The sequence below is a fragment of the Streptomyces antimicrobicus genome, assembly GCF_020532625.1.
Lineage (GTDB): Bacteria > Actinomycetota > Actinomycetes > Streptomycetales > Streptomycetaceae > Streptomyces > Streptomyces antimicrobicus.
In genome coordinates this window covers 1-24,896 of sequence record NZ_JAJAUY010000090.1, presented here as the reverse complement: position 1 = coordinate 24,896, position 24,896 = coordinate 1, and the positions used below count along the sequence as shown (strand labels likewise).

Annotated in this window: 23 protein-coding genes and 1 tRNA gene; 7 read left to right on the top strand and 17 right to left on the bottom strand. The window is 72.9% G+C overall.

Features of this window, described 5'->3' with window-relative positions:
• On the bottom strand, positions 1-311 hold a 311-nt coding region (locus tag LG632_RS20765), incomplete at its 3' end, for a DUF2510 domain-containing protein (protein ID WP_226728885.1).
• Positions 312-561: 250 nt separating this feature from the next.
• Here LG632_RS20765 and LG632_RS20760 point away from each other — a divergent pair.
• Entirely contained in the window at positions 562-1,044 is a 483-nt protein-coding gene (locus tag LG632_RS20760; protein ID WP_226728884.1) for an SsgA family sporulation/cell division regulator, read from the top strand.
• Between the two features lie 46 nt (positions 1,045-1,090).
• On the opposite strand, the gene LG632_RS20755 is transcribed toward LG632_RS20760, so the two are convergent.
• Positions 1,091-2,548 (bottom strand): FAD-binding oxidoreductase, encoded by a 1,458-nt coding sequence (locus LG632_RS20755; protein WP_226728883.1) that lies wholly within the window; start codon positions 2,546-2,548, stop codon positions 1,091-1,093.
• A gap of 9 nt (positions 2,549-2,557) precedes the next feature.
• On the opposite strand from LG632_RS20755, the gene LG632_RS20750 reads away from it, so the two are divergent.
• Complete coding sequence (locus tag LG632_RS20750) at positions 2,558-4,135, top strand: tetratricopeptide repeat protein (RefSeq protein ID WP_226728882.1); 1,578 nt, start codon at positions 2,558-2,560, stop codon at positions 4,133-4,135.
• A 60-nt stretch (positions 4,136-4,195) separates the two neighbouring features.
• Here LG632_RS20750 and hppD read toward each other — a convergent pair whose 3' ends face one another.
• A complete protein-coding gene (gene hppD / locus LG632_RS20745) occupies positions 4,196-5,341 on the bottom strand; it encodes a 4-hydroxyphenylpyruvate dioxygenase (protein ID WP_226728881.1) in 1,146 nt (381 codons plus the stop codon).
• A gap of 122 nt (positions 5,342-5,463) precedes the next feature.
• Between hppD and LG632_RS20740 the strand changes: the two genes are divergently transcribed.
• From LG632_RS20740 to LG632_RS20725, 4 genes are all read left to right on the top strand, one after another.
• On the top strand, positions 5,464-5,931 hold the full coding sequence (locus LG632_RS20740) for an Lrp/AsnC family transcriptional regulator (protein ID WP_226728887.1): 468 nt from the start codon (positions 5,464-5,466) through the stop codon (positions 5,929-5,931).
• Positions 5,932-6,055: 124 nt separating this feature from the next.
• Positions 6,056-6,628, top strand: a complete 573-nt coding sequence (locus tag LG632_RS20735; RefSeq protein WP_226728880.1) for an ArsR/SmtB family transcription factor — start codon at positions 6,056-6,058, stop codon at positions 6,626-6,628.
• Between the two features lie 211 nt (positions 6,629-6,839).
• Positions 6,840-7,082 (top strand): hypothetical protein, encoded by a 243-nt coding sequence (locus LG632_RS20730; RefSeq protein ID WP_226728879.1) that lies wholly within the window; start codon positions 6,840-6,842, stop codon positions 7,080-7,082.
• Positions 7,079-8,395 (top strand): MFS transporter, encoded by a 1,317-nt coding sequence (locus tag LG632_RS20725; RefSeq protein WP_226728878.1) that lies wholly within the window; start codon positions 7,079-7,081, stop codon positions 8,393-8,395. Before LG632_RS20730 ends, LG632_RS20725 begins: the two co-directional genes overlap by 4 nt.
• Here the strand turns inward: LG632_RS20725 and LG632_RS20720 are convergent.
• The 6 genes from LG632_RS20720 to LG632_RS20695 form a co-directional block, all read right to left on the bottom strand.
• On the bottom strand, positions 8,364-9,146 hold the full coding sequence (locus tag LG632_RS20720; protein ID WP_226728886.1) for a S16 family serine protease: 783 nt from the start codon (positions 9,144-9,146) through the stop codon (positions 8,364-8,366). The two genes, LG632_RS20725 and LG632_RS20720, sit on opposite strands and share 32 nt — an antisense overlap.
• A gap of 107 nt (positions 9,147-9,253) precedes the next feature.
• A complete protein-coding gene (locus LG632_RS20715) occupies positions 9,254-9,895 on the bottom strand; it encodes an IclR family transcriptional regulator (protein WP_226728877.1) in 642 nt (213 codons plus the stop codon).
• A 337-nt stretch (positions 9,896-10,232) separates the two neighbouring features.
• A complete protein-coding gene (locus LG632_RS20710) occupies positions 10,233-12,020 on the bottom strand; it encodes a DEAD/DEAH box helicase (RefSeq protein WP_226728876.1) in 1,788 nt (595 codons plus the stop codon).
• A gap of 136 nt (positions 12,021-12,156) precedes the next feature.
• Positions 12,157-12,561, bottom strand: coding sequence for a type II toxin-antitoxin system death-on-curing family toxin (locus tag LG632_RS20705; protein WP_226728875.1), 405 nt, complete (start codon positions 12,559-12,561; stop codon positions 12,157-12,159).
• Positions 12,558-12,761: a hypothetical protein gene (locus tag LG632_RS20700; RefSeq protein WP_226728874.1), complete on the bottom strand. Its 204-nt coding sequence runs from the start codon at positions 12,759-12,761 to the stop codon at positions 12,558-12,560. Before LG632_RS20700 ends, LG632_RS20705 begins: the two co-directional genes overlap by 4 nt.
• A 26-nt stretch (positions 12,762-12,787) precedes the next feature.
• Complete coding sequence (locus tag LG632_RS20695; RefSeq protein WP_226728873.1) at positions 12,788-14,440, bottom strand: MFS transporter; 1,653 nt, start codon at positions 14,438-14,440, stop codon at positions 12,788-12,790.
• Positions 14,441-14,676: 236 nt separating this feature from the next.
• Here LG632_RS20695 and LG632_RS20690 point away from each other — a divergent pair.
• Positions 14,677-14,748 (top strand) — tRNA-Cys (locus tag LG632_RS20690).
• Positions 14,749-14,800: 52 nt separating this feature from the next.
• Here the strand turns inward: LG632_RS20690 and LG632_RS20685 are convergent.
• From LG632_RS20685 to LG632_RS20650, 8 genes are all read right to left on the bottom strand, one after another.
• Entirely contained in the window at positions 14,801-15,202 is a 402-nt protein-coding gene (locus tag LG632_RS20685; RefSeq protein ID WP_226728872.1) for a hypothetical protein, read from the bottom strand.
• 143 nt (positions 15,203-15,345) lie between these two features.
• Positions 15,346-17,670 (bottom strand): hypothetical protein, encoded by a 2,325-nt coding sequence (locus tag LG632_RS20680; protein ID WP_226728871.1) that lies wholly within the window; start codon positions 17,668-17,670, stop codon positions 15,346-15,348.
• Complete coding sequence (locus tag LG632_RS20675) at positions 17,667-18,101, bottom strand: hypothetical protein (RefSeq protein WP_226728870.1); 435 nt, start codon at positions 18,099-18,101, stop codon at positions 17,667-17,669. Before LG632_RS20675 ends, LG632_RS20680 begins: the two co-directional genes overlap by 4 nt.
• Positions 18,102-18,162: 61 nt before the next feature.
• Positions 18,163-19,341, bottom strand: a complete 1,179-nt coding sequence (gene mycP / locus LG632_RS20670; protein ID WP_226728869.1) for a type VII secretion-associated serine protease mycosin — start codon at positions 19,339-19,341, stop codon at positions 18,163-18,165.
• Between the two features lie 20 nt (positions 19,342-19,361).
• The gene (locus LG632_RS20665) at positions 19,362-20,825 is read right to left on the bottom strand and encodes a hypothetical protein (protein WP_226728868.1); all 1,464 of its coding nucleotides are present in this window, start codon (positions 20,823-20,825) and stop codon (positions 19,362-19,364) included.
• Positions 20,825-21,370, bottom strand: a complete 546-nt coding sequence (locus tag LG632_RS20660; RefSeq protein WP_226728867.1) for a DUF2563 family protein — start codon at positions 21,368-21,370, stop codon at positions 20,825-20,827. Before LG632_RS20660 ends, LG632_RS20665 begins: the two co-directional genes overlap by 1 nt.
• Positions 21,371-21,558: 188 nt before the next feature.
• The gene (locus LG632_RS20655; protein ID WP_226728866.1) at positions 21,559-23,901 is read right to left on the bottom strand and encodes a xanthine dehydrogenase family protein molybdopterin-binding subunit; all 2,343 of its coding nucleotides are present in this window, start codon (positions 23,899-23,901) and stop codon (positions 21,559-21,561) included.
• On the bottom strand, positions 23,898-24,896 hold a 999-nt coding region (locus LG632_RS20650), incomplete at its 5' end, for a (2Fe-2S)-binding protein (protein WP_226728865.1). The genes LG632_RS20650 and LG632_RS20655, both read right to left, overlap by 4 nt.

Sequence of the window (24,896 nt, the reverse complement as noted above, 5' to 3'; positions counted from 1 at the left end):
GCCACCGGGGCCGCGCCGGAGCCGGGCACCGGGGCGGCGGAGCCCCAGGAGACCTTGCGGTCGTGGGAGCCGCCGAAGCCGGACTGGTGCAGGGGGTCGGCCTGCCACGGGGAGGGGGTGGGGCGCTGGGTCAGGCCGGTGTCGTCGAGGAACACCGGGCCCGTCTCGTCGGCCGGGGGCGCGGGACGGCTCGTGCCGGGGACCCACGACGAGCCGTTCCAGTACCGGATGTACCCGGGGATGGACGGGTCGGGGTAGTAGCCCTCGCGGGCGTGCTCGCCGTCACCAGGGGAGGCCGTCAATGTCCCCAACTCCGATCGTGGCTTGAGGCTTGTGCAAGGGAGGACCATAACCAAGAACCCCCCTGCGGCAGGTCCGGTAACGGGAGAATGCAAGCCTTCGGGGGAACGTGAGCCCGACAGCGATTTCCGGCCTACCCCACTGATTTCGGCCAGGTTTCGCGATGTCGCGCGAAGTCGCGTCATAGCGGGGCGGCCCGCCGCTCTTCACGGGTGCGGGGCCGAGAGCCGGTCCCGCGACGCGAACCGAAGCGAGGCACGCATGCACCCCTCCCCCGCCGTCGAGCGCGAGCTGGAACTCAAGCTGGTCCTGTCCCCCGAGCGCAGCATCGCCGTCCCCGCCCGCCTCGCGTACCGGGCGGACGACCCGTACGCCGTCCACATCACCTTCCACACCGGTTCGCACACCCCGGTGAACTGGACCTTCGCCCGTGAGCTGCTGGTCGAGGGGGTGTTCCGGCCCTGCGGGCACGGCGACGTACGGGTCTGGCCCACCAAGGTCGACGGCACGTCCGTGCTGTGCATGGCGCTCAGCTCCCCCGACGGCGACGCCCTCCTGGAGGCCCCGTCCGCCGTCGTGTCGGCCTGGCTGGAGCGGACCTTGCGCCTGGTGCCGCCGGGCACCGAGGCCGACCGCCTGGGCCTGGACGCGGCCCTGGCCGAGCTGCTGGCCCCGACCCCGGCCGACGAGCTGTGGCTGCGCGATCCGTGGCCCTCGGACGAGTCCGGGGACGGCGAGGCGTGAGCCGGCCCGCGCCCGACGGCCGGGCCGTCGGCGGCCCGGCGCGGGGTCAGAAGAGCTTGCCCGGGTTGAGCAGGCCCAGCGGGTCGAAGGCCTGCTTGACCGCCCGGTGCATCTCCAGCCCGACCGGGCCGAGTTCGCGGGCGAGCCAGTCCTTCTTCAGCACCCCCACCCCGTGCTCCCCGGTGATGGTGCCGCCCAGCTCCAGCCCCAGGGCCATGATCTCGTCGAACGAGGCCCGGGCGCGGGCGGTCTCGTCGGCGTCGGCCGGGTCGAAGCAGACCACCGGGTGGGTGTTGCCGTCGCCGGCGTGGGCGCAGACCCCGATGGTCAGACGGTGCCGGGCGGCGACGGCCGCCGTGCCGTCGAGCATCTCGGCGAGCCGCGAGCGCGGCACGCACACGTCGTCGATCATCGTGGCCGGGCGCAGCGCCTCCAGGGCGGTCAGCGACATCCGGCGGGCCTGGAGCAGGAGTTCCGACTCGGCCTCGTCCTCGGCGGGCACCACGGCGGTGGCTCCGGCCGCCGCGCACAGCGCGCCGACGGCGGCGAGGTCGGCCTCGGCCTGCGGGGTGTCGAAGGCGGCCAGCAGCAGCGCCTCGGTGCTCTCGGGCAGGCCCATCCTCCCGAGCCGGTTCACCGCGCGGACGGTGGTGCGGTCCATCAGTTCCAGCAGCGAGGGGGTGTGTCCCGCCGCCATGACGGCGCAGACGGCGGCGCAGGCCGCGGCCGCGGAGGGGAACTCGGCGGCGAGGGCCAGTTGCCGGGGCGGGGCCGGACGCAGCGCGAGCACCGCTTGGACGACGACGCCGAGGCTGCCCTCGGAGCCGACGAACAGCCGGGTGAGGTCGTAGCCGGCGACGCCCTTGGCGGTACGGCGGCCGGTGCGCAGGAGCCGTCCGTCGGCGAGGACGACGTCGAGCCCGAGCACGTACTCGGCGGTGACCCCGTACTTGACGCAGCACAGCCCGCCGGAGGCGGTGCCGATGTTGCCGCCGATGGTGCACTGCTCCCAGCTGGAGGGGTCGGGCGGGTAGTACAGGCCCTGCTCGGCGACCGCGCGGGACAGGACGGCGTTGACGACACCCGGTTCGACGACGGCGATCCGGTCGACGGGGTCGATCTCCAGGATGCGGTCCATCTTCAGCAGGGACAGCACGATCGCGCCGTCGGTGGCGTTGGCGCCGCCGGACAGGCCGGTACGGGCGCCCTGCGGGACCACCGGCACGCGCAGCGCGGTCGCGGTCCGCAGGACGTGCTGGACCTGTTCGGCCGTGCGGGGCAGGACCACGGCGGCGGGGGTGCCGGCCGGGCAGAAGCTCGCCATGTCGGTGGCGTAGGAGGCGGTCACCTCGGGGTCGGTGAGCACGGCCTCGGCGGGCAGGCCCGCCAGGAGCCGGTGGCGGAGCTCGTCCTCGGCGTCCTTGCCGGCCACGGCGTTCTTGGCGTCCACGGCGTTCCTGCCGGCCTCGGCGTTCTTGGCGTCCTCGGCGTTCTTGGCGTCCATGGGGTCAGCGTGGCAGCGGGGGCCATCGGTGTGAACCCGGCCGTGCCCCTCTTCGGACACCGCCGCGCGCTCTTCATATTGACGCACAGTGAGCTGGTGGACTTCATGGACGAGGAATCCCGGCCGCCGGCGCCCGTGACCTTCACCGGCCGCAAGACACTGGTCGCCGCCGCGATCGCGGTCGTACTGATCGCGGCCGCCCTGCTGATCCGGCCCGCCCGGGAGATCGACGACGCCCGCCCGCCCGCGCCCGGGCAGCGGGCCGCCGCCGCGATGGGGCTGGGCGCCCCGGCGGCGGCCGTGGACCTGACCGCGCTGATCATCGACCGGGAGAAATGGCTGAAGGAGCACGCCGACGACGAGGAGTCGTGGGCGGTGCTCGGTTCGGCCTACCTGGAGCAGGCGCGGCGCACCGCCGACCCCGGCTGGTACCCGAGGGCGGAGCAGGCCCTGAAGCGGTCCCTGAAGCTGCGGCCCGCGGAGAAGGGCAACCTCGCCGCGATGACCGGCATGGGAGCCTTGGCCAACGCCCGCCGGGACTACGGGACCGGGAAGAAGTGGGGCGAGCTGGTCCGGGCGCAGTCGGCCAAGCAGTGGACGGCGTACCCGGTGCTGGTGGACGCGTACTCCGGGCTCGGTGACTACAAGGCCGCCGTCACGGTGATGGAGCAGCTGCTGGAGCTGCGGCCGGGCCTGGCCGCCGGCTACCTCAAGGCCGCGCAGGTGTACCGGGACCGCGGCTGGCGCGAGGACGCGGTGGCCTCGCTGGACAGCGCGGCGGCCGCGGCCACGTCACCGACGGAGAAGGCCTTCGCGATGCACCGGATGGGCGAACTGGCGTGGGAGCGCGGCGAGCCGGCGGAGGCCCTGCGGCTGCACGAGGGCGCGCTGCGCACGGATCCGGCGCTCGGCGCGGCGCTGGCCGGCCGGGCCCGGGCGCTGGCCGCGCTGGGCCGGCACGGGGAGGCCGTGCGGGACTACCGGATGGCGCTGGGCCGGGTGCCGTCCCCGGCGCTGGCCCTGGAGCTCGGTGAGCTGCTGGAGTCGCTGGGCCGCCGGGAGGAGGCGCAGGAGCCGTACGCGCAGGTGGTGCGGCTGGCCGCGAAGGAGGCGGCGAACGGCGTGGACGAGACGGTGGTCCTCGGCCTGTACGAGGCGGACCACGGCGATCCGGCGGAGGCGGTCCGGCGGCTGTCGGCGACCTGGGAGCGCAGCAGGAGCATGCCGGTGGCGGACGCGCTGGCGTGGGCGCTGCACCGGGCGGGCGACGACGAGGCGGCGCTGGAGTACGCGAAGAAGGCGGCCGAGCCGGGGCTGCGCAGCGCGGAGTTCTTCTACCACCGGGCCGAGATCGAGCGCGGCGCGGGCGACGCGGCGGCTGCCCGCCGCCACCTCCAGGACGCGCTGCGGACCAACCCGCACTTCTCGCCGCTGCGGGCCCCGCAGGCGAGGGAGGCCCTGGCGGCGGTGGGTCAGCCGCCGTCGGGCGGCCCGGAGAACGTCCGCCCGAAGGGGCGCTGGGTGGCCCCGGACATGAGCGCGTACATCACCAAGCCGAAGCCGAAGCCGTCCGAGAAGGGCCGCTGACCGCCGGACCGCGCGGCCGCGGGCGGGCCGGGGCCGGTACGAGGCCGGCCCCGGGTCCCGTCAGAGGTTGCCGCGCTTCTCCTGCTCGCGCTCGATCGCCTCGAAGAGGGCCTTGAAGTTGCCCTTGCCGAAGCCCATCGAACCGTGGCGCTCGATGATCTCGAAGAAGACGGTCGGACGGTCCTGGACCGGCTTGGTGAAGATCTGGAGCAGGTAGCCGTCCTCGTCGCGGTCGGCGAGGATCTTCAGCTCGCGCAGCTCGTCGATCGGCACGCGGGTGTCGCCGACCCACTCGCCCAGGGTGTCGTAGTACGTGTCCGGGACGCTGAGGAACTGCACACCGGCCGCGCGCATGGTGCGCACGGTGTTGACGATGTCGTTGGTGGCGAGCGCGATGTGCTGCACGCCGGGCCCGTTGTAGAACTCCAGGTACTCGTCGATCTGCGACTTCTTCTTCGCGATCGCCGGCTCGTTGATCGGGAACTTCACCTTCTTGGTGCCGTCCGCGACCACCTTCGACATCAGCGCCGAGTACTCGGTGGCGATGTCGTCGCCCACGAACTCCTTCATGTTCGTGAAGCCCATGACCTTGTTGTAGAAGGCGACCCACTCGTCCATCCGGCCGAGCTCGACGTTGCCGACGCAGTGGTCGATGGCCTGGAAGGTGCGCTTGGCCGGCGGCGGCACCAGCGGCTGGGCCTCGACGAAGCCGGGCAGGTAGGGCCCGGTGTAGCCGGAGCGGTCCACCAGGGTGTGGCGGGTCTGGCCGTAGGTGGCGATGGAGGCCAGCACGACGGTGCCGTGCTCGTCCTTCACCTCGTACGGCTCCTCCAGCCCGCGGGCGCCCTGCTCGACGGCGTAGGCGTAGGCGGCGCGCGCGTCGGGGACCTCGATGGCCAGGTCGATGACGCCGTCACCGTGCTCGGCGACGTGCTCGGCGATGAACCGGCCGTGGTCCGTCGTCGGCTTGATGACCGAGGTCAGGACGAAGCGCGCGGAGCCGTTGGTCAGCACGTAGCTGGCGGTCTCGCGGCTGCCGGTCTCCGGCCCGCTGTAGGCGACGAGCTTCATGCCGAACGCGGTGGAGTAGTAGTGCGCGGCCTGCTTGGCGTTGCCGACGGCGAACACGACCGCGTCCATGCCCTTCACCGGGAAGGGGTCGGCCTCACGCGCGGTGTCGGGGGTGTGATGCAGGGTCTCAGTCATGAGCGCAGAGTCCCGCCGAAACACAAGCTGCGCAATAGTTTCCTCGTTCGGTATACAAAGTGACCAGCACAACGCCAAGCTTGCTGGAGCATCTGTACATGGTGACCAGCGAAAGGCGTCTCATGGGCATCGACCATCTCGACGGCAGGCTCATCGTCCTCCTCGCCCGCGAGCCCCGGATCGGCGTCCTGGAGGCCTCGCGCCGCCTCGGCGTCGCGCGCGGCACGGTCCAGGCCCGGCTCGACCGGCTGCAGTCGAACGGCGTCATCCGCGGGTTCGGCCCGCAGGTGGACCCGGCCGCGCTGGGCTATCCGGTGACCGCGTTCGCCACGCTGGAGATCAAGCAGGGCCAGGGCGCGGACGTCCGCGCCCACCTGGCGGGCGTACCGGAGGTGCTGGAGCTGCACACCACCACCGGGCACGGGGACATGCTGTGCCGGCTGGTGGCGCGGTCCAACGCCGATCTGCAGCGGGTGATCGACCGGGTGGTCGGCTTCGAGGGGATCGTCCGCGCCTCGACGGCGATCGTCATGGAGAACCCGGTACCGCTGCGGATCATCCCGCTGGTGGAGCAGGCGGCGCAGGACTGACGCTCTCTCCCCCACTGCTCGCGGGACCCCTCCCTCCTGCCCCTCCACCGCCCCACCGGGCATGCAAAGAGTTCTGTGCAAAGAAACCCTTGCACAGAACCCTTTGCATCCTTACGCTGAAGCCATGCCCGACAACGAGCTCAACATCCGCAAGCTCGACGCGCGCACCCTGCGCGGCCTCGCCCACCCGCTGCGCATCCGCCTGCTGGCCGCGCTGCGCCACGACGGGCCCGCCACCGCCTCCCAACTGGGCGAGCGGTTCGGCGAGTCGAGCGGCTCGACCAGCTACCACCTGCGCCAGCTCGCCGCCCACGGTTTCGTCGAGGACGCCCCCGGGCACGGCAAGGGCCGCGAGCGCTGGTGGCGGGCCTCGCACGACGGCACCGCCTTCGACGAGAACCTGATCCACGACCCCGACCCGGCCGTGCGCGGCGCCGCCGACGTGCTGCTGCACGAGATCGCCAGGATCCACACGCAGGAGCTGACCGACTGGCTGAGCGGCGCGCAGACCTGGTCGATGGACTGGCGCCGGGGCTCCGACATCAGCGACTTCACCCTGCGTCTGACCGCCGAGCAGAGCCTCGAACTCATCCACAAGATGCACGACCTGATCAACAGCTACCGCGATCTGCCCCCGGCCGAGGGCACCGAGGCCGTGCGCCTCCACGTGCACGCCTTCCCCCGCGCGACCGACTGACGCGCCGGCGCTTCCCCGCCCTTCGCGCCGCCCGCCTGCCCGGCCGGCCGGTCCCACCGGCCTGCCCCGCTGCCGGTCCCACCGGCCTGCCCCGCGGCCGGGCACTCCGGCCTGCCCACGGCCGGAGCGACCTCCCGTCGCCCTCTCCCCTCGCCCTCTCCCCTCTCCCCTCCCGTCCCGCACGTCTTCGCCGCTGGAAGGAAGTCCCGTCATGCACGCCTTCAGCAACGCCGAGTTCCACGCACAGACGCACGCAACCCGTTCCGCCGAACTCGCCGCCCGGGCCCGCGCCGAGCACCTCGCCCGCACGGCGGCCGCGGCCCGCGCCGCCACCCGGGCCCGCCCCGCGCGGGTCCCCCGGCTCACCGCCGCCCGGATCCGCCTCGGCGAGGCCCTCATCCAGGCCGGCACCCGCCTGAGCCGGCCCCGCCCGGCCGCCGCGGTGGCCCGGTGAGCCCCTCACCGCTGCGCACGAGCCGCGACCGCCGCCCGCTGATCGCCGTACTCGCCGCCAACACCGTCTCCACCGCCGGCAGTTCCCTCACCCTCATCGGCGTCCCGTGGTTCGTGCTCCAGACCACGGGCAGCGCCGGCAAGGCCGGCGTGGTCGCCTTCTGCGCGACCCTGCCGGTCGTCGTCGCCGCCCTGGTCGCCGGGCCGGTGATCGACCGGGTCGGGCGCCGCCGGGTCTCCGTCCTCTCCGACGCCGTCTGCGGCGTCGCCGTGGGCGCCGTCCCGCTGCTGCACCAGGCCGGGCTGCTGCAGTTCTGGATGCTGTGCGTCCTCATGGCGGTCAGCGGCCTGGTCCACACCCCCGGCATGACCGCCCGCTCGGTCCTGCTGCCGCACCTCGCCGAGCACGCCGGCACCTCACTCGGCCGGGCGGCGAGCCTCTACGACGCCGTCTCGCGCGGCGCCCGGATGATCGGCGCGGCCCTGGCCGGACTGCTGATCGCCGTGTGCGGCGCCGGGAACGTCCTGCTGCTCGACGCGGTCACCTACGCCGTCTCCGCCGCCCTCGTGGCCTTCGGCGTGCGCGGGGTGGCCGCCGCCGCGCCCCGACCCGGCGCCGACCGGATCTCGTTCGCCGGCTACCGCGCCGAACTCGCCGAGGGCTGGCGCTTCCTGATGGGCCACCGGCTGATGCTGGGCATCACCTGCATGGTCATGCTCACCAACGGCCTCGACCAGGGCTGGGGCGCGGTGCTGCTGCCCGTGCACGGCCGGGAGGAGCTCGGCGGGGCCGCCGCCGTCGGCCTGCTGGTCTCCCTCTTCGGCGGGGCCGCCCTGGTGGCCGCGCTCTGCTACGGCGCCTGGGGCGAACGCTTCCCGCGCCGGGCGGTGTTCGCGGCGGCGTTCCTGTGCAGCGGCGCCCCGCGCTACGTGGTGGCCGCGTGCACCGGCACCACGCTCCCGCTGGCGGTGACGATGACGCTGGCCGGACTCGGCGCCGGGATGCTCAACCCGGTCCTGAGCACGCTGTTCCACGAGCAGATCCCCGAGGAGCTGCGCAGCCGCGTCGCCGGGGTGAGCACCGCCGGGTGCGAACTGGCCATGCCGCTGGGTGGACTGGCCGCCGGCCTGCTGATCGAGGGCCTCGGCCCGGCCCCCACCCTGCTGCTCTTCGGTGGCGCCTACCTGCTGACCACGCTGTCCCCGCTGGTCTTCCCCGCCTGGCGGGGCATGGACCGGCGCCCGGCGGCCGCCCCCGGGGCCGCGCCGGACGGGGAGCGGGTCAGCAGGAAGGAACCGGCTCCCCACGGCTGAGGGAGCGCAGCGCGTCGACGGCCCCCGTCAGCGACGTCACGGGCACCAGCTGGAGGCCTTCCGGCAGGTCGGTGCGCGCGTCCGAGCACTCCGCCTTCGGTACGAGGAACACCGTCGCCCCGTCCCGCCGGGCGGCCTGCGTCTTCAGGGCCACCCCGCCGACCGCGCCGACCTCGCCGTCCGCGCTGATGGTGCCCGTACCGGCGACCGTGCGGCCGCCGGTGAGGTCGCCGCCGGCGCCGTCGCCCGCGAGCTTGTCGACGATGCCGAGGGAGAACATCAGCCCCGCGCTGGGGCCGCCGACGTCGGCGAGGTTCAGCTCCACCTTGACGTCCTTGGCGTCCTTGTGGAGGTAGCCGAGGGCGGCCTCCGTCGCGCTCGTCTGGGACTTGGCCATTGCGTCCAGGTTGTGCTGCTCGATCTCCTTGTCGGTTCCGCCCGACGGGTAGACGGCCTCGCGGGGCATGACCGCCCGGTCGGTGCGGAACCACATGCGCGCCAGTTCGGCCAGGCTGGTCTCCTCGGAGGGGCCGGTGGCCACGATGGTCGTCATGCGCAGCTGGCCGCTGGTCTGCCGGGTCGGGGCCCCGCTGATGCTGATGACGGTCCTGCCGTCCTTGGCGCCGAGCACGTCGGCGGTCGGCCCGGGCTGGGCGATCGCGAAGGGCAGCGGGGCGAACGCCGCCACGGCGAGCAGAGCGGCCGTCGGAGCGGCGCAGAGCGCGAGGGCGGCGGGGCGCGGGAGGCGCATGAGACGAGAGAACACCCGGCCAATCTAGCCGCCCGGGCGGCGGGGGCGCGGGTGCCGGGTGGCGCGGCGGCCGGTGGGGGCAGGCGGCCGCCGCGTCGCAGTACCGGTCAGCGCAGGGCGTCGGCGACCTCGCGGGCCGCGTCGACCACGCGCGGGCCGACCCGCTCGGGCACGGCGTCGGCGAGCATGACGACGCCGACACTGCCCTCCAGGCCGGTGATGCCGAGCAGCGGCGCGGCCGCCCCGCTGGCTCCGGCTTCGAGCTCGCCGTGGGTGAGGGTGTAGCCGGGCTCGGTGAGCGCACCCTGCCTGGCGGCCAGGATGGCTCGGCCCGCGGCACCACGGTCGAGCGGATGGCGGAAGCCCGCCCGGTAGGCGACGTGGTAGTCCGTCCACGTCGGCTCGACGACGGCCACGGCAAGCGCCTCCGTGCCGTCGACGAGGGTCAGGTGGGCGGTGGCCCCTATGTCCTCCGCCAGCGAGCGCAGCGCCGGCAGCGCCGCTTCCCGGACGAGCGGATGCACCTGGCGGCCGAGCCGCAGCACGCCGAGCCCGACCCGGGCGCGGCCGCCGAGGTCGCGGCGTACGAGGGCGTGCTGCTCCAGCGTGGCCAGGAGCCGGTAGACGACGGTGCGGTTGACGCCGAGTCTGTTGGACAGCTCGGTCACGGTCAGCCCGTGGTCGGTGTCGGCGAGCAGTTTGAGGACTCTCAGCCCTCGGTCGAGAGTCTGGGAGGTTTCCGCGGTCACGACGCCTCTCCCTCTGTGGTGAGCGGCGGCTGACTCTCACGGGCGGAGCGTGGCCGGTCCCTTTCGGCGACGCACGGAGAGGCCGCCGGTAAACAAGGCCATGGCACCGGCTGCGCTCCCGCGGCGGCGCTGCCACGGGGCGTTCGATGCGGGGACAGTAGCGAGCGGGTCCGCTCAGCGGAAGGGCTCGTCCAGAATCCGGGCGCCAACCACCCCTATGTGGGCATTCGCTCCCGGCCACCGGGCCGGTTCCGGACGCCGGGCCGCTGTGCGATCAGCTGAGGGGCACAGCCGGGCCCGGCCCGACGGTTCGTCCGAAAACCGTCTGTCCGAACGGCTATCGCATCCGGGTGGCCCACTCCTGGACCTTCTTGATGCGTTCGCGCAGCTGCCCGGCCGTGGCCTCCGCGCTCGGCGGGCCGCCGCACACCCGGCGCAGCTCGGTGTGGATCACCCCGTGCGGCTTGCCGCTCTGGTGGACGTACGCGCCGACCATCGTGTTGAGCGACTTGCGCAGCTCCAGCAGCTCCTTGTGCGAGACCACCGGCCGCCGCTCGGCCGGCAGCTCCAGCAGGTCGGCCTCCGCGTCCGGCTTCCTGCGGCTGTGCGCGATCTGCCGGGCCTGCCGCTTCTGCAGCAGCATCTGCACCTGCTCGGGCTCCAGCAGGCCCGGGATGCCGAGGTAGTCCTGCTCCTCCTCGCTGCCCGGGTGGGCCTGCATGCCGAACTCGGCGCCGTTGTACATGACCCGGTCGAAGACGGCGTCGGACTCCAGCGCCTCGAAGGGCAGCATGTCCTGCTCGCCGGTGTCCTCGTCCTGCTGCTTGTTGGCCTCGTCCATCTCCTTCTCGGACTCGGCGTACGGGTCCTCGTCCTCGCCCGATTTCTTCGGCTTGTCCAGGACGTGGTCGCGCTCGACCTCCATCTCGTTGGCGAAACCGAGCAGGTACGGAATCGTCGGAAGGAACACCGAGGCCGTCTCGCCGCGCCTGCGCGACCGTACGAAACGGCCGACGGCCTGCGCGAAGAACAGCGGCGTGGAGATGGTCGTCGCGTACACGCCCACCGCGAGGCGGGGCACGTCGACGCCTTCGGACACCATCCGGACCGCCACCATCCAGCGGTCGTCGTTACCGCTGAAGGTGTCGATGTGGTTCGAGGCCCCGGCGTCGTCGGAGAGCACCAGGGTCGCCCGGGTGCCGGTGATCTCCCGGATCAGCTTGGCGTAGGCGCGCGCCGAGTCCTGGTCGGAGGCGATGACCAGGCCACCGGCGTCCGGGATGCTCTTGCGGACCTCGGTCAGCCGCCGGTCGGCGGCGCGCAGGACGTTCGGCATCCACTCGCCGCGCGGGTCGAGCGCGGTGCGCCAGGCCTGGGAGATGGCGTCCTTGGTCATCGGCTCGCCGAGGCGGGCCGCGATCTCGTCGCCGGCCTTGGTGCGCCAGCGCATGTTGCCGCTGTAGGAGAGGAAGATGACGGGGCGCACGACGCCGTCGGCGAGGGCGTTGCCGTAGCCGTAGGTGTAGTCGGCGGCGGAGCGGCGGATCCCGTCGTTGCCCTCCTCGTACGTCACGAACGGGATGGGGTTGGTGTCCGACCGGAACGGCGTACCGGTCAGGGCCAGGCGCCGGGTCGCCGGCTCGAACGCCTCCAGGCAGGCCTCGCCCCAGGACTTGGAGTCGCCGGCGTGGTGGATCTCGTCGAGGATGACGAGGGTCTTGCGCTGTTCGCAGCGGTTGCGGTGGAGCATCGGGCGGACGCCGACACCGGCGTAGGTCACGGCGACGCCGTGGTACTCCTTGCCGAGCGGCCCGGCCGAGTACTCGGGGTCGAGCCGGATGCCTATCCGGGCGGCGGCCTCCGCCCACTGCTTCTTCAGGTGCTCGGTGGGCGCGACGACCGTCACCTGCTGCACGACGTGGTGGTGCAGCAGCCAGGAGGCGAGGGTCAGCGCGAACGTGGTCTTACCGGCGCCCGGGGTCGCGACCGCGAGGAAGTCCCGCGGCTGGGTCTGGACGTACTTGTCCAGCGCTCCCTGCTGCCAGGCGCGCAGCTTGCTGGCCGTGCCCCAGGGGGCGCGGCCGGGGAAGGCGGGTGAGAGGTGGTGGGAGGCGGTAGTAGTCACGGTCTCCGGGTTCGTCGCTCTCGGCAGTCGTAGCACTCGGCAGTCGGTCGTACGTAGGACAACCGGGCCACCTTACCGGGGCGGGCCCGCCCCGCCGGGCGGGACAGGCCCGTGACCTCGGGGGGTGCGGCGAGCGTCACACGGGTTCGGGCGCCGCGCCGCCGAGGGCCCGCAGCCGGGCGGCGATCACGCCGGTGTCGGCGAGCGCGCCGGACGCCACGCGGATGACCAGGTCGTAGGCGGCGTCCTGGTCGGCGCCGGCGAGGTCGACCCCGTTGACCGCGAGGAAGGTGGCGGCGGCGAGCCAGGCGGTCCGCTTGTTGCCGTCCACGAGCGGGTGGTTGGTGGCGATGCCGTGCAGCAGCACGGCGGCCTGCTCGTGGAGGTCCTCGTACGCGGCGGTCCCGAACATCCTGGCCCGGGGGCGGTGCACGGCGGACTCCAGCAGTCCGGGGGTGCGGACCTCGACGGACTGCTCCCGGGCCAGGCAGGCCAGGAGGGCGAGGTCGGTGACCTCCGCCAGGGTGAGGTGGCGGGTCATGCGCCGAGCCTCCTCAGCAGCTCCGCGTGACGCCCGGCCAGCCGCTCCGCCTCGGCCCCGACGCGCGCCCGCTCGGCCCGCAGGTGCTGCCGTACGGCGGCCAAGGCGAGCTCCTGCGGGGTGCGGCCGGTGGCGTCGGCGAGGTCGGCCAGCTCCGCGCGCTCGGCGGCGGAGAGGGAGAGGCTCAGCTGCTCGGTCATGGGGCGACGCTAGCCGCCCGGAGCGCTCATCCCGAAGGGGTTTTCGCCTCGGGGGCGGCGGTGGCGGGGCGGGCGGCGTCGGTGGGGGTGGGAGTGGGGGCCGTGTCCGGGGTGGGGGGGGCGGCGCCCGGGGGGGGGGGGGCGGCGCCCGGGGGGGCGGGGGCGTGCAGGCGGGTGGCGACCCAGGCTCCGACCAGGGCCACGACCGCCATGGGCAGGAAGACCGCCACGAAGGCGGCCGGGTGCGAGGCGGTGACCGGGGCCCCGCCCGCGGAGGCGGCGGCGTCGTGCGCCGCGCCGACCGCCCCGCCGCCGAGCGCGGCGAAGGCCGCCCCGCCGGCCGCCAGCAGGACCACGTTCGCCAGGGCGTCGGAGATCTGCAGCGCGGCGGAGTTCGCGCCGGCCTCCTCCGGCGGCGAGAGCTGGAGCAGCAGCACACTGGTCGAGCCGATCACCAGACCCATCCCGAAGCAGCCGACGCCCCAGGCCAGAGCGGGCGTCCACACCGGCACGGCATCGATGAGCACGGTGGGCGCGGCCGCGATGGCCACGGCCACCAGCACCATCCCGATCACCATGAGCCGCTCCCGGTACGGCTCGGTCCGGCCCTGGGACTGCACCCAGGAGCCGAGCGCCCAGGTCAGACCGCCGAGCGCCAGCGAGAACCCGGCCAGGGTGGGGCTGAGCCCGCGCTGGGTGACGAGCATCAGCGGGACGAAGCTCTCGGCCGCGATGAACGCGCCGGCCGCCAGGCCCCGCAGCAGGACCACGGACGGCAGCCCTCGCCGGGCCAGGTAGGTGCCGCGCGGCAGCAGCCCGAGCACGGCGGGCACCAGCAGCGCGACCCCGGCGAGGCCGGGCACGAGGGAGACCCACCGCAGGTCCTGGGCGGCGTACTGGAGCAGCCCGGCGCCGAGCGAGATGCCGAGCGCGAGGCGGAGCCGGCGCCGGTCGAAGGCGGCGCGCGGGGCGGTGGGGTCGACGGGTCCGGAGGCGGTCCGGCGGATGGCCGGCAGCGCGACGGCGAGCGGCAGCACCACGAGGGCCGGGATGCCGAGGAACACCCACCGCCAACCGACGGTCTCGGTCACGGTCCCCGCGGCGAGCGGCCCCACGATGGAGGGCACGACCCAGCCGGCCGCGAACGCGGCCATGATCGCCGGGCGCAGCCGCTCGTCGTAGGCCCGGCTGACGACCACGTAGAGCGCGACGATGACGAGCCCGCCGCCGAAGCCCTGCACGGCCCGCCCGACGACGAACACCCACATCGCGGCGGCAGTGCCCGCCACCACCAGCCCCGTGGCGAAGGCGGCGATCCCGACGGCGAGCGGCCGCAGCGGCCCGTCGCGGTCGGACCACTGGCCGGCGAGGACCATGCCGAAGAGGCTGGTGGTGAAGTAGGCGGAGAACCCGAAGGCGTACAGGCCGATGCCGTCGAGCTCACGGGCGGCCACCGGCATGGCGGTGCCGATGGCGGTCGCCTCGAAGGCGATGACGAAGATGACGGCGACCATCCCCACACTGAGCGCCCGGTGCCCGGCCGCCCAGATCCCCCCGGCCGCGGGGCCGGCCGCCGGACCGGCGGCGTCGGCGGCGTCGGGTGTGGCGGTTGCGCCGGCTGGGGTGGCTGGGCCGGCTGGGCCGGGGGTCGGGACACTGGGGTCGGTGGAGGCAGTCATCGCCCCAGAGTAAGTTCCGTGTCTGCTTTTCGCCCCTGTCTATTGGACCGATCCCCGCTCGGTCCGAAGCCCTAGGCCCGACGGCTCCGGTTGCGGCACCGGCACCGGCCACATGAACGCGGCATGGCAGTCGTGTTGCACCCGCCCCAGCCCCCTTCCGCACCGCCGGAACCCCCCGTACGGTCGTCACCACCGACGATCCGTCCGCCCCGCCACGACGGACGGGATCGCCGCCCGGCCGTGTGCCCGAGTGGCCTAGGGACTCGCCTGCAAAGCGAGGCACGCGGGTTCAATTCCCGCCACGGCCTCCCCAACACAAAGGCTGCCAGGAGGACTCCTGGCAGCCTTTGTCGCGCCGTCCTAGGCGGTGCAGTTCAGCGCCTTGCGGGTGAAGGCCTGGAAGTCCTTCATCAGCTGGGTATCCAGGGCTCGCACCTTCGCGCTGTCCAGCTCTGAGGGAACGTGGCTGATCTCCAGCTCCAGCTCGAAGGCCTCCGTGGGTGTCCGGCAGGTGTGGAGCAGGGTCGCACCGTAGTCCCAGACCAGCCCCTTACGTCCGAAGTCGAGCTTGGCCGGGTGCAAGGGGTCGAACGACTGCCAAAACGCATCGGCACCCAAGGGCTTGCGCCAGGCCTGCGCCGTCATCAGCGTCGCGCCGTCCAGCTCCACGCGACAGGTGACCTTCTTGAGGTCAGCGGGAAGAGAGAACGTGTCCCGGGTGTCCTCCGAGACCTTCTTGCCACTGCCCAGGAGAGGGACCACCGCCTTGCCCTCAAAGGCTCCCCAACAGAGCCGGTCGGGCACCTCGGGCGCACTGGCCTTCTTCTCCTTGTCAGAGCAACCGGCCAACAGAGCACTCGCGGCCAGGAGACCGATGAGACTCCTCCCAAGCCGCCCCGCGACCATCAGGACTTCCCCTTCGAGCTGGCGACAAGATCCCGGCCGACGGAGTGCGCAGTCGAAGACTGGGAAGAGGCCACGCCGGCGAGAGTATTGATGTCGGCCTCGGACAGACCCGAGGCGGCAGCCGAGTTGCGCACGGCGCTTTCGGCCGCGTGGCTGGTGCTCTTGTCTGCCTTCGAGTACATCTCCGCCACGGCCTTCTCCGTCTCGGCCGTCTTCTCCTTGCCTTTCTCCTTGGCGTCGTCGACGAAGTACTCCGTGACGTCTTCCTGGACCCATTCCACTATGTCGCCGGCCAGGGGCACCATTTCCAGGTACTTGCCGCCGGCGGCGGTGATGCCCCGGTTGATCCACTTGGCGCCGTCCTCGACGCCCTTCACGTACTCCTCGTTCGTGTGGGCGGTCTCGGCGTGCATGCCCTGGGCGCGGGCCTCCGTCAGGAAGCCGGCGATCTGACCACCCGGCTGCACGGCGTTGCCCACTGCTTCCCCCAGCAGCGTGTACTGGTCGCGGTGCTGCATCACGTCGTTCACCAGAACCGCCGTGAAGGCCTGGTTGGCGTTGGTGATCGCGCCGTAGGCCGCGGGGTCCTGTCCGACGGCGCCGAGGAAGCGTGCTGCGGTCGCCTCGCCGAAGTTGGCCATGGTGCCACTGACCTTGATCTGCTTTCCGCCGTTCTCGGCCGCAGCTTGAAGGTCTGGAATGTACTCGGCCGCCATGTTGCCGAAGTGCCCCGACAGCGGTCCCAGCCTCGGCTTCTTGTCCTCGTCGTCCGGGGCCTGGGCGACCAGGGACGGGTCGTCGCCGATCTTCTCGACGACCCGTTCCATGATCTTGGCCATCTCCGGGGTGTGCGGCTTCGGCGGGGCGTTCTCGTCGCCTGCCGCTCGGCCGCTGACCGCCGTTTCCAGGGCTGCGCCCAGGGCCTCCTGGGCCGGGAGCGGCTTGCCGTACGGGTGGTCGCCGGTCTGGTCGAAGGCGTCGGTCCAGGACTCCTTGTCCAGCATGTAGTCGACCATGCCGCGGGGCTGGCCGTGCTGGCCGCCGACCGCCTTGTCCTTCGCCGTCACGATCCCGTCGCGGTCGCTGTCCTCGCGGACCGGCTCCGTGAAGAACGCCGTCGCCGCCTCCGGGTTGTGCGACATCGCCTCCATCAGGCCCGTCAAGGGGTAGAAGCCCCGGCTGCCGTCGCCGCCCTGGCTGAGGACCACCTTCGGGTCGTACGGGGCTCCGTGCTCCCACCGCTTGGGGTTCTCCCGGTCGAAGGCGACCATGTCCCGGCCGACCGAGGTCAGGAACTCCTTGTCGTACTTCCCCTCGTGGAGCAGCGCGCCCAGCGCCTGATAGCCGTAGATGCGGCTGGTCATGTCGCCGGTGACCTGCATCTCCTTGCGGCCGGCCTTCATCAGCTCGGTCGTCCAGGCCGCGTCGAGGTGGTGCGGCGTGGACTTCTGCGTGGCGAGGCCGAGCATCGCGCCCATGTCGTTCTGGATGTTGCCGACCATGGCGAGCCGGTCCTTGCCCGCCTCGCCCAGGCTGGAGGCGTCGATGGACAGCTTCGCGTACGACTCCAGCGTGGCCTCGGGACCGAGCTTGCGGTAGAAGTCCGTCGAGAACTCGGGGTCGTTGCGGTTGTCGTCGAGCAGGTCCTCCAGCTCGCGCAGCGCCTCGGGGTTGCGGGCCACCCCGCCCGGGTCCTTGGTGAGCTTCTTCATCAGCTCGGCGGCCCGGTCGGCCTGCTCGGCGTCCAGGCTGGTGTACTTCGGCCCGCCGAAGTCGTGGTCGTCGGTGACGTTGGCGCGCAGGGCGCGGGCCAGGGAGTCGTCGGCGTCCTGGCAGTCCTCGACCAGCCGGTCGATCTGCGCCTGCCAGGCCTTGCGGTCCTCCTCCTGCTTACGCTTCCACTCGGGGTAGTCAGGGTCGTGCCGGGCGGCGTACTCGCTCTTCGGGTCCAGCGGTACGGCCGTCACCTTGCCGGCGGCGTCCACCCGGAAGCCCGCCTTCGGCGCCTCCTCGTCCACGATCTTCTTCAGCCGGTCCTTGGCGGCCTTGATCGTGGTGTACCCGTCGGAGAGCAGCTGGTGGACGCCCTTGGCCTCCTTGGCCGCGTCGTCGAACTCCTTGGCCGTCTTGTGCACGAACGGCTTGGTCACGTCCGCGTTGACGCCCGACCAGTCCGCCTTGTCGGCCCGGGCCTTCATCCCGGTCCGGGCGGATTCGGCGAGCTCCTCCAGCTTGGTCACCATCGCGCCCCAGTCCTGGACGGCCGTGTTCAGCTTGTCCAGCGGGGCGCTCATCACGTTCTCGAACGTCAGCACGGCACTCACTTGAGGTACTCGTTGATCTTGGAGGCGTTGATGTCGGTGACGAGCTTGCGCTCCTCGTGGTCGTGGTGCGCCACGGTGTAGTCGCAGTGGTTGGAGATGTTGGCGCAGGCGGCGACGAGGACGTGCAACTGGGAGTTCCAGCGGTCGTGGACCTGGAGGAGGGCGGAGCCGCTGGTGAAGTTGTGGTTGGTGAGGGCGATCGACGCGTCGAAGGTGGCCACGCGGGCGTGGTCGCCGTCCTTCTGGAGCCGGTTGTGCAGCGTGAACGCGGCGGAGCCGATGGCTCCGATGTGGTCGTCCTCGATCTTCAGGTCGGGCTTGCCGGCGCCGCCCCCGCCGCCTCCCGGGTCGGGGGCGGCCTGGTTCAGCCGCATCGACACGTTGGTGCCGGCGCTGGCGCGCGCGGACGACCACTCAGCTTCGAAGGACATGCGCTGCTGCTCCCCGTTCCGGTTCTGCCGGTCCTGCCGGTTGTGCCTGGCGCGCCTGTGTCTACCGGTTCTGCCGCCGTACGACAACCGCCGTGACGGCTCCGCCGATCAGGACGCACGCCCCGAGCCCGAGTCCGATCCAGGTCCAGGGCAGCCCGTCGCTCCCCTGCGCGGCGGCCGGGGCGGGCGCGGCGGAGGCGCCCGAGCCGGGCTTTCCGGCTTCGCCGGAAGGGGACTTGGCGCCACCGGGCGCGGCGGCGAGGTCCGGAAGCGGCCACTCCGTGGCCGAACCGGGGTCGCCCGGGTTGGTGAGGGCGATCCGAGGCCGGACGACGCCGTAGCCGATGTAGTCGTTCCGCGCGACACCGTCGCGGGGCTTGCCGGCCGTGTTCAGGAGGACGCGCAGGACCTGGTTGTTGGTCCAGTCGGGGTGGGCGGACCAGAGGAGGGCGGCGGAGGCGGAGGCGAGGGCGGTGGCGTCGCTGGTGCCGTGGCTGTTGCACAGACCCGTCTTGCCACCGCATGCCGTGACGATGTCCGCGCCTGGTGCCGCCACGTCCACCCACGGCCCGTGCTGCGACTCCTTCGTGGCGTTGGCCTGACGGTCGATCGCGGCTACGCCGACCACGCCAGGTGTGGCAGCGGGGTACTTCGTCTGGTTGCTGGTCTCACCGTCGTTCCCTACACCCGCGAAGACGAGCTTGCCCTTGCTGAGGGCGTACTTCACCGCCTCGTCCAGCTCGGGGCTCGTTCCTGCGGAGGCCATCGAGATGTTGAGGATCTTCGCATCCGAGTCGGCGGCGAAGCGGATTCCCTCGCTCATGCTCTGATTGGGGCGCTGCTGCGGGCCACCCAGCGACACGCGAACGGGCAGGATCTTGGCGCCGGGCGCGAGCCCGTAGGCGCCATCAGCGCCACCGGGTCCCTTGCCACTGCCGGCAATGATCGCAGCCATGGTCGTGCCGTGCTTCTCGTAGTCGGTGCGCCAATCACCCTCGTAGCCGATGGCCAGGTCCTTTCCCGGCAGAACCTGGCCCTTCAGCTCCGGCACATCGGCAACGCCGGTGTCGATCACCGCAACGGTGATCCCGGCGCCATTGCTGGCCTTCCACATCTGCTCGGCCTGCATCGAATCGAGATGCCATTGCTTCGACCGGATGGTCTCCGCGTGGGCCGGAGTCGCGGCGACTCCGGCCAGCAGCAGACCCACCAGGGCCGACGTCGCTTTTCGCATGCGCATCTCGTGCAGTATCCGTTCGCTCAGTCGATCACGGGCGGAACAACCTTACGGTCGCCCTGCCACGTCTCTTCGTCCTCGGTCAGGTAGTCGGGGCGCTTCCCCTTGGTGTCCGAGCGCTTCTTGTCCGGCGTACGAGAACCCGTGGGGCCGACGGCACCGCCGGTGGGCTGGTTACGAACGAGCCCGGAACCGCCCTGGGTGAAGCCCTGGCCACCCATGGTCGAACGGCCACCCGCGCCCGGCGGACGCCCACCGACGATTCCACCGCGCTCGCTGGCCAGCCGCCGTCCGCCGGCGAAGCCGTTCTGCCCACCGCCGGGACCACCGAGACCACCGCCCCCGCCGGGCAGGCCGCGCCCCATGGGGCCGCTCTCGTGCCCGCCGATGACCGTGCTGCGCGGAATACCGGTGCTGCGGCCACTCGTCTGGACGGGACGACCGCCGCTGATGCCCTCGCGCGGCGGCAGACCTCCGGCCTTCCCCACGGGACCCGAGGTCTGAGGCAGCCCTCCGGTCTTGCCCACAGGACCCGAGGTCTGGGGCAGCCCACCGGTCTGGCGACCGCCCGTGGGCCCGAGGGGGCCGGGCGTCGTCCGGGGCCCACTGGTGGGCGGCAGCGTCACCGGAGGAGGAAGCACAGGGCCGCCGCCCGGAGGGGCGGACGTCGGCGGCAGGACGTTCGGCTGCCCCGGCATCGTCTCGGGCTTGGGCAGGGTTCCGACGTTGTCCAGGTCGAGGTCCACGTCCTTGTCCGGACGCGGAACGGTCGTCGACGGCGGCCGGTTGTCCGGAGTGGCTTCGCGTCCCGGGATCTGACCGGGCCTGTCGTCGCCGCCACCGGTGTCCCGCTGGCGTCCACCCTGCTCGTCTCCGAGGCCGGAATCTCGGTATCGGGTGCCACCGTCACCACCCGGCCGTGCAATGTCGGTGTCGCTACCGACCCCCGCATCCGGCACAAACGTCGCCGGCGGCGGCGGAAACACCGGCACCTCCGCCCTGTTCATCTGCGTCGTCGAAGCCTCGTACGACTGCGCCAGCTTCGTCATCTGCTGGATCGCCTCTTGGCGGTCCTTCGACAGCTTCGAGGTCGCCTCGCGGCCGATCTGGGCCGAGTCCGGGTCGTTGTGGTACTTCTGGGCCGCTTCCAGGTTCTCCGCCGCCGAGGTGTCGTACTTCGGCATGTTGGCCTTGACCTCGATGATGGTCTGGGCCGCGTTCTGCATCCAGGTGCCGCCGGTCTTGCTGTACTCGCCGAGGCGGAGGGTCGCGTTGCCCATGGCGTTGACCCACTCCTGGAAGGCTTCGGCGGCCTTGCCCTCCCAGCCTTCGACGCGGTGGTTCTTGAGGTCGTTGCCGATCTTGGTGATCGTGACCTCGGCGTCCTTCAGGAGCTGGCCGCGCGACTTGACCGTCTCGGCGTTCACCGAGGAGATCATCGCCAGCAGTTCCTGGTGCGAGTGGCCCTCGAAGTTCGTGGTCGCCATTACATCTCACCGCCTGCGGTGCTGCCGTTGCCCTGCGGCTGGTTCGGCTGGTTCTGGTGGTTCGGCTGGTTGTGCTGGTTCGGGTGGTTCTTCTGGTGCTTCTCGAACTCCTGCTGCGCCGCCGCGTGGATCGCCCGCATCCGGGCCTTCACGTCCTCGTCGATGTTCTCGTACCCGACCTTCGACGCCATGATCGCGATCCCCAGGGCCTCGATCTGCCCCGCCAGTGCCTTCGAGAGGGTCTGCAGTTCCGAACGGACCTTGTTGTACGCCGAGTACAGCCCCTCCGCCTCGGCGAAGCCCTTGCCGAACGCGCCCTGGGACACGGTGCCGTCCGCGAAGTGGTCCGAGTCCGCCTTGGAGTCCTTCAGCTGCTCCAGCAGGGCGTCCACGCGCTGCTTGTACTTGACCATGTTCTCGTGCTCGACGAACAGGGCCGGGGCCTGATTCGCGATCAGGGTCTTGTTCGTCGCCGCCAGGATCGGGGCCAGCGGCCCCATCCCCGGCATCACTGCAATGACGTTCGGATCGACATCCACAGCCACCGTGGCCTCCCCGTTTCCCCGCTGCTCCCCGTTGTCGCGATGGGTCCCGCCACCGCCGTCCCCGTTCGCTGCCGCTCGTTGCCGTTCGCATCGGTGCGCACGCAGGCGTACGGGGACCCACCGATCACTCTAGCGACCGCCACCGACAGTCCCAAGCTCGGGTTGCACGTGCAATGCAGGTCACACGGTCACGAGTTGGTCGGCGCCACCGCCGCCGAAGGCCTGATGGGCAGCTTGTTGACCGGTCGTCCGGTGGCCGCGCGGACCGCCGAGGCCACCGCCGCCGGGGCCGTCACCACGGGCACGGCACTGGCCGCCTTGGCGCCGAACGTCGCGACGACGTCCCGCTCCTCGACCAGCTTGACGATCCGGACGGCCGGCGCGTCCAGGGAGGTGGGCAGCGCGTAGCCGGTCAGGTCCGGGTGGCGGACCAGACCGGCCGCCGTACGGAGGTTCTCGGTCAGGGCCGCGCCGACGCCCTGCGTGACGCCCGCCTCGATCCGGGCCCGCAGCTGCGCCGGGTTGAGGACGCGGCCGACGTCCTGGGCGACGGCGAGTTCGACGACGCGTACGGTGCCGAGCTCGATGTCCACGTCCACCACCGCGCGGATCGCGCAGAAGGCGAGGCCGACGAAGGCGTCGCCCTGGCCGTCGGCGTCCAGCGGTTCGGTGGGGTGCGGGCGGCACTGGGCGGTGGCCCACAGCTCCTTGCCCTGCACCGCCTCGGCGACCGTGGTCGAGAACGCGCCGTCGTACGACGTGATCCGGCCGTCCTGGATCTGCAGCAGCTCGGTCGACATGCCGAGCTTGTGCGCCATCGGCTGCAGGAGCTGGGTGCGGACCATCTTGGCGGCCCGTTCGACGGCCCCGCCCGAGACCCAGGTGTGCCGGCCGTGCGTGGCCGCTCCCGCCGGGGGCTGGTCGGTGTCGACGGGGGCCACGGTCACCTCGTCCAGGCCCAGGACCTCCTGGACGATCTGGCGGGCGAGCGTGGCGAAGCCCTGGCCGGTCTCGACGGCCGCGCAGATGACGGTGGCCACGCCGTCGTGGACCTTCACCGTCGCCGTGGAGACCTCGTCGGTGCCCTCGGCGCCCAGCATGTGCACCATGCCGACGCCGTAGCCGACGCCGCGCCGCACCGCGCCCGGCTCGCCCGCGCCGTCGAGGCCGCCGGGCAGCAGCCACTCCTCCTCGGGGGCGTCCTTGGGCAGCGGGGGCAGCTCGAAGTCGCGCACCGCGCGCAGGAGTTCCGCGACCGGGGCGGGGCAGGTGACGGTCTGGCCGGTGGGCAGCAGGTCGCCGGTGGCCAGGACGTTGCGCAGGCGCAGCTCGGCACCGTCGAGGCCGAGCGCGGCGGCCAGCTTGTCCATCTGGCCCTCGTACGCCGCGCAGACCTGCAGGGCGCCTTCCCCGCGGACGTGCCCGGAGGGCGGGTTGTTGGTGCGCACCGCCCAGCCCTCGACGAAGGCGTGCGGGACGACGTACGGGCCGCAGGCGAAGGCGACGGCGGCGGCCAGGGACTCGGCGGAGGAGTCCGCGTAGGCCCCGGCGTCCATCAGGATCTGCGCCTCGACCTTGACCAGCCGGCCCTCGGCGTCCGCGTGGTGGCGGTAGCGCAGCAGGGTGGGGTGGCGGTGGGAGTGGCCGAGGAAGGACTCCTCGCGGGTGGCGGCGAGTTTGACCGGGCAGCCGGTGCGCAGGGCGAGCAGGCCGAGCGGGAGCTGGAAGCCGGCGTCCTCGCGGTCGGCGGTGGCGCCGGGCACCCCGGTGACGACGACCTTGACGCGCTCGGGTTCGAGGCCGAAGCAGGCGGCGGCGAGGTCGCGGTCGGTGTGCGGGTCGGTGGAGGCGGTGTAGAGCTCGACGCCGCCGTCCGGCCGGGGCACGGCGAGGCCGGCCTCGGCACCGATGGGGGCCGGGTCCTGGCGGCCGATCCGGTACAGGCCCTCCACGACGACGTCGCCGGTGACGTCCGGGTCGCCGTAGCGCAGGGGGATGTGCCGGATCAGGTTGCCGTCGGGGTGCAGGGGCGGGGCGGCGAAGGACTGCTCGGGGTCGGTGACGGCGTCCAGCAGCTCGTACTCGACGGCGATGGCGGCGGCGGCCAGCCGGGCGGTGTCGGGGTGGTCGGCGGCGACGGCGGCGATGGGCTCGCCGTGGTGGCGGACGACGTCGTGGGCGAAGACGGGCCGGTCGGCGATCTTGCGGCCGTGGGTGGCGGCGCCGGGCACGTCGGCGTGCGTGACGACGGCCCGCACGCCGGGCATCGCGGCGGCGGCGGAGGTGTCGACGGACAGGATGCGGGCGTGGGCGTGCGGGGACCGCAGGACGGCGGCCCAGAGCAGCCCCTCGGCCCACAGGTCGGCGGCGTACGGGTACGTGCCACCGGCCTTGGCGCGGGCGTCGGCGGAGGGAACGGACACGCCGAGGCCGCGGGGCGCGGCCGGCTGCTCGCCGGGCGCGCCGCCGTCCGCGCCCGGGGCCGGGGTCCTGGCGGTCGCCGTCGCGGTGGCGGCGTCGTTCCCGCTCACGCCATTCCTCCGTGGTGGTGGTCGGGGTGGATGCCGCCTTCGCCCGGGGGGGCCTGGTGCGGGATGCGGGGCGGGGCGTCGGGTCCGGGGGCCTCGCCGGTCCCGGGGAACCCGGGGATCCCGGTGATCCCGGTGGCCCCGGGGATCCCGGCGATCCCGGTGGCCCCGGTGATCCCGACGGTCCCGCCGGTCCCGTCCGTCGTGCCCGTCCCGTCCGTCGTGCCCGCCCCGTCCGTCGCAGCCGGACCGCCCGGACCGCCCGGACCGCCCGGACCGCCCGCCCCGCCCGGGCCGTCCGTCGCGTGGGCGGCGGCGTCGCGGGAGGCGACGACCTCGCGGACCGCGTCGAGCACGCCGTGGTAGCCGGAGCAGCGGCAGAGGTTGCCGCACAGGGCCTGGCGGGTCTCCAGCTCGCTGGGGGCGTGGTTGCCCTCCAGGAGGTCGTGGATGGTCATGGCCATGCCGGGGATGCAGAAGCCGCACTGGACCGCGCCCGAACGGCACAGCGCCTGCTGCACGTCGGACAGCTCGCCGTCCGCGGCGAGGCCCTCGACCGTCCGGACCTCGCTGCCGGCGGCGGTGGCCGCCGGTACCAGGCAGGAGGCGACGAGCCGCCCGTCGACCTGCACGGCGCAGGCGCCGCACTCGCCCTGCGAGCAGCCGTCCTTGGCCCCGGCGAGGCCGAGGCGCTCGCGCAGCACGTAGAGCAGGGACTCGCCGATCCAGGCGCCCGTGACGGGGCGGTCGGAGCCGTTGACGCGCAGCACGTAGGAGGCGAGCGGCAGCTCGTGGTGGCCTCCGGCGTCGGGGCCCGGGTACGCCGCGGCCGCCGCGGCACCCTCGTCCCCCTCGACCGCCGTGGCCGCCCCGACCGCCGCGGAGCCGTCGCCGCCGACGGCCTCGGTCCCGACCTCGGGCCCTACCTCGGTCCCGGCCCGGGCGACGTCGTCCGGCGCCCCGCCGTGCGGCGACGCCGTGCCGTGGGCGTCGTCGTC